The 4,519-nt window shown below is 70.3% G+C and carries 4 protein-coding genes; 1 reads left to right on the top strand and 3 read right to left on the bottom strand.

Going from position 1 to position 4,519, the window contains the following annotated elements; translation table 11 throughout:
- Positions 1-71: 71 nt before the first annotated feature.
- The 3 genes from RDU12_RS12875 to RDU12_RS12865 are packed head-to-tail and all read right to left on the bottom strand — an operon-like array spanning position 72 to position 2,893.
- On the bottom strand, positions 72-521 hold the full coding sequence (locus RDU12_RS12875) for a hypothetical protein (protein ID WP_300293044.1): 450 nt from the start codon (positions 519-521) through the stop codon (positions 72-74).
- A gap of 33 nt (positions 522-554) precedes the next feature.
- Positions 555-1,940, bottom strand: coding sequence for an ABC transporter permease (locus RDU12_RS12870; protein ID WP_308684976.1), 1,386 nt, complete (start codon positions 1,938-1,940; stop codon positions 555-557).
- Positions 1,937-2,893, bottom strand: a complete 957-nt coding sequence (locus RDU12_RS12865; protein ID WP_300293441.1) for an ABC transporter ATP-binding protein — start codon at positions 2,891-2,893, stop codon at positions 1,937-1,939. Before RDU12_RS12865 ends, RDU12_RS12870 begins: the two co-directional genes overlap by 4 nt.
- A 150-nt stretch (positions 2,894-3,043) precedes the next feature.
- On the opposite strand from RDU12_RS12865, the gene RDU12_RS12860 reads away from it, so the two are divergent.
- Positions 3,044-4,486, top strand: coding sequence for an ATP-binding protein (locus RDU12_RS12860; RefSeq protein WP_308684973.1), 1,443 nt, complete (start codon positions 3,044-3,046; stop codon positions 4,484-4,486).
- Positions 4,487-4,519 lie beyond the last annotated feature (33 nt).

Here is a 4,519-nt window from a genome sequence, read left to right as displayed (position 1 = left end):
GAACCGAAGATCAAAAGGCCGCCCCGGGAAACCGGAGCGGCCTTTTTCTATGTCGGGGATGCGGACGCAGGCTACGCCGGCGAGCGGAACCCGCAGGCGTCCCGAACCATGTCCTGGACCAGCAGGGGCGATCTGGACTTGCGGAAAGTCAGGTCAGCATCCCTGTCCGGATCGAGCTCGCGCAGGCGTTCGCCGGTGAATGACTCGACCCACATCTTCCCGGCGAAACCGACCTTGTATTCGACGGCCGGCGAGGGAGGCCCCTGCAGCGGCCACGCTCCGAGGGACACCCAGTTGCCGCGATAGACCTCGGCGTCGTTGGTCCAGGAAAGAACCGAGAGCGGGAGGCCCTGAATCTCCCCCACCCGCGGCAGACCCTTGAAGACCATCGGCGCTGCTCCGAGCCAGAAGGTCGCTCCCGGAACGAGTATCTGGGACAGCGCCCAGTGCTCCTCGTCCAGGGGAATGGCGAGGACCGAGCCCTGCCCAAGTTTCGTGGCCGCCGCTCGTCCCGTCTCCATTGCCCCCTCGCCTGACACCCTCCCTACCGGGATCTACCGCCCCCGCCCGATCGCCCCGGCGAACGCTTTCCAGCTCAGCTTCACGTCCGACAGCGCGCCGGCGCGGAAGGCCCGGCCGGCGATCCAGACCATCAGCAGGGCGAAGGCGAACATGCCGGCCATGGTGCCGACGATCTCGATCATCGGCGGCTCCGACGGCGCGCGGGCGCTCATCAGGAACGGGGTGAAGAAGGGGATCCACGACATGATCTGCACGATCGGCGCGTCCGGGGTGCGGATCGCCATCTGCATGACCAGCAACGGCACCACCAGGATCATCATGATCGGCCCCATCAGGGTCTGGGCGTCGCGCGGCGTCTCGCAGAAGGCGCCGATGGCCGCGAACAGCACCGCGTACATCAGATAGCCGCCGACGGCGTAGACCGCGAAATAGCCGAGCAGACCGCCCTCGAGCAGCACCTCGCCGACCATCCCCGCATATTCGGGCAGGCCGGTGATCAGGCCGATCGCGCCGATGCCGCCCCAGGCGAGCAGCACGGTCACCGTCAGCAGGGCCACGCCGAGCACCTTGCCGGTCAGTATCTCCGTGGCGGAGGCCGACGACAGCAGCACCTCGAGGATCTTGTTCGACTTCTCCTCCATCACGCTGTTCAGCAGGATCGAGGCGCCGGTTATGATCAGTGACCACAACAGGAAGCCCGAGGCCAGGCCGATGATGCCCGGCAACTGGTCCCGGAACGACACCTCGCCGCCGCTGGCGGACCTCGGCGACAGCGCCACCACGTCCGGACGGAACCGGCCGGTCTCCTCCACCACCGCGGCGTCGATCCCGACCGCCTCGAACACTTCGCGGCGATTGGCGTCCTTGAGGGCGTCGCGGACGAAGTCCTCGACCGTGTCGTCGGTCGCCCGGCGGGTCCAGACGCGCGCGGTCGGCTTGCCGTCGACGCGGTCCAGCAGGACCACGGAATCGAGCTGCTGCTCCTCGGGGATGTCGTCGCCCAGATAGCGGCGGGCGAGCTCCTCGCGCGCCCCGCCCGGCGCGGCGGCCTCGAGATCGGTCGGCGGCGCGACAATGGTCATACGCAGGCCCGCGAGCTGGCTGATCGCGCTGCTGGCGGCGGCCGCGCCGGTCTGGCCGCCGGCCTTCCCGGCCTTGGCCTGGGCTTCGCGCCCGATCTGGTCGCGGCGCGACTTCTCCTCGTTGAGGGCGGTCTGGACGGCGGCCGCGAGGCCGGTCGCCTGCGGACTCTCCTCGAGCACGACGACTTCGCGCACCGGCTCGCTGGACTTCATCAGGATGGGGATGGCGCCGCCGAGCACGGCGAACAGCGGAAAGGCCAGCAGCGACAGCCAGAAGCCGACAGTCTTGGCGTAGGCGGCGAACTCGCGGCGGGCGATCAGCAGGGTGCGGTTCATCGGGCGGCCTCCGCGGCTTTGACGGACTGGTCCTGATCGGGGTTGTCGCCGGTCAGGCCGATGAAGGCGTCGTGCAGGCCCGGCTCGCGCAGTTCGAAGCGGCGCACGTCCAGCCCGCCGAGGAAGGCGGCCTTCAGCGCATCCTGGCCCTGTCCGCCCGGCACGAGCGCGGCTCTCAGCACGCGAACGCCGTCGATGTCGGACACGACCTTGACGCCGCTCACGCCCGGCAGACCCGACGCCTGTTCCGGCGCGATGGCGCCCTCCAGTTCGAGGAAGCGCGGCGAGGTGGCGCGCGCCTCGGCGACCGTGCCCTCGAAGGCCTTCCTGCCGCGGGCCAGCAGCACCACCTTGTCGCACAGCCGCTCGGCGTGCTGCATCACATGGGTCGAGAACAGCACGGTGGCGCCGTCGGCGGCGAGGCCGCGGATCATCGCCTCCAGCCCCTGCTGGTTGACCGGGTCGAGCCCGGAGAACGGCTCGTCGAGGATCACGAATTCGGGCCGGTGCACGATCGAGGCGATCAGCTGCACCTTCTGGGACATGCCCTTGGACAGCTCCTTCATCTTCTTGCGCTTGGCGTCGCCCAGCCCCTGGGCGTCCAGCATCTCGCGGGCGCGCTTGCGGCCCTCGCCGGTCGGCAGCCCCTTCAGGGCGCCGAAGAAGGCGATGGCGTCGACCGGGGTCATCTTCTTGTAGAGGCCGCGCTCCTCCGGCAGGAAGCCGATGCGGTCGCGCACCTTGCGGCCGTCGTCGGCGCCGAGGATGGTGATCCGGCCCGACGTCGCCGGCTGCAGGCCCAGAATCATGCGGATGGTCGAGGTCTTGCCCGCGCCGTTGGGCCCGAGGAAGCCGCAGATGGAGCCCTTCTCCACCTCGAAGCTGAGGTCGGACACGGCCTGGAAGCCGCCGTAACGTTTGCTGACCCCGTCGAGCGTCAATGCCGCCGTCATATGCCCTCCACCGAACTTCCGTTGCTGGAGACATTGGTAGGTCTGTAAAGGGTGTTTGACAACAGCCGGGCGAGTCGCATCCGTGCCTTTGTCATGAATTCCATGTCATGTACGCGGCATAGGAGTCGGCGTCGCCGACCGGAACCCCGAATGCCCCACGATAGTTCGTCATCGCCCGTCGCCTCGCAGGCCGCGTCCCGTCTGTGGACGACCGGAGCCAGCGCCGGGATCGCCATCGTCGTGCTGCTGGGGCTGGCCGTGCTCCAGCCCGAGCTGGCGTGGCCGCTGCTGGCCGGCGCGGCCCTGGTGGCGGTGGCGACCTGGGCGGTGAACCGGGGTTCGGGCGGACCGGCCCGGGCGGACGCGGGGGCCACCCTGACGGCGCCGTCCCGGCCGGCGGCGGAGCCGGCCCTGCTGGAGAGCCTGTTCGAGGCGCTGGCCGATCCGGTGCTGGTGGTGTCGGGCGGCGAGGCTGACGACATCGCCGACCGCCGGGTGGTGCTGGCCAATGCGGCCGCCCGGGACTTGCTGAGAATCAGCCGCGAGGGGGCGCTGCTGGTCTCGGCCCTGCGCGAGCCGGCGGTGCTGGAGGCGGTCGACGAGGCGCTGTTCGGCGGGGTGGCGCGGACCACCGACTACGCCGGCGTGGGGGCGCAGACGCGGCACTGGCGGGCGCTGACCCGGCCCCTGGCGCCGGCTGACGGGCGCTCGCTGGCGCTGGTCGTGCTGCGCGACGAGACCGATGTCCGACGCATGGAGCTGATGCGGGTCGACTTCCTGGCCAACGCCAGCCACGAGCTGAGGACGCCGCTGGCCTCGCTGTCGGGCTTCATCGAGACGCTCAAGGGCCACGCGCGCGACGATCCCAAGGCGCGGGACAAGTTTCTCGACATCATGGCGGCGCAGGCGGAGCGGATGGGCCGGCTGGTCGCCGACCTTCTGTCGCTGAGCCGGATCGAGTTGAACGAGCACGTCCCGCCGTCGGGGCGGGTCGACCTGGCGCGGACGACGTCGGACGTGATCGACGCCCTCAGCGTGCTGTCGGCCGAGCGCGAGGTGCGGGTAGTCCTGCAGGACCCGGCGGTCAGCGCCCCGGTCCACGGCGACCGCGACGAGATCGTGCAGGTGGTCCAGAACCTCATCGACAATGCGATCAAATACTCCGCCGCCGGGGATGTGGTCGAGGTCGTGATCCAGCCGGACGTCACCCTGGAGCAGGCCTCGGCGCCGTGGTCGGGCGGCAACCGGGGCCACGGGGCGACGCGGCTGCCGCTGGTGACGCCGGACCGCAAACCGGGCCTGCGCTACGCCGCCGTCACCGTCCGCGACCACGGCCCCGGCATGGCCCGGGAGCATCTGCCGCGGCTGACCGAGCGATTCTACCGGGTCGAGGGCCAGAAGAGCGGCGAGCGCGCCGGCACCGGACTGGGGCTGGCGATCGTCAAACACATCGTCAACCGTCACCGGGGCGGACTGACGGTCGAGAGCGCCCCCGGAAAAGGCGCGAAATTCACCGCCTATTTCCCGGTGGCGGCCCCCAGGGGCGGGGCCGGAGCGCGTGACGGGCAGGTGACGGCCGGGCGGCCGACGTAACAGAACTGTCACGCGGCCGTCGTAATCCGCTGA

This window comes from Brevundimonas sp. (genome assembly GCF_031082345.1).
Lineage (GTDB): Bacteria > Pseudomonadota > Alphaproteobacteria > Caulobacterales > Caulobacteraceae > Brevundimonas.
Note: the sequence above shows the minus strand (reverse complement) of the source record. Positions and strands in the feature narration are given on the sequence as shown.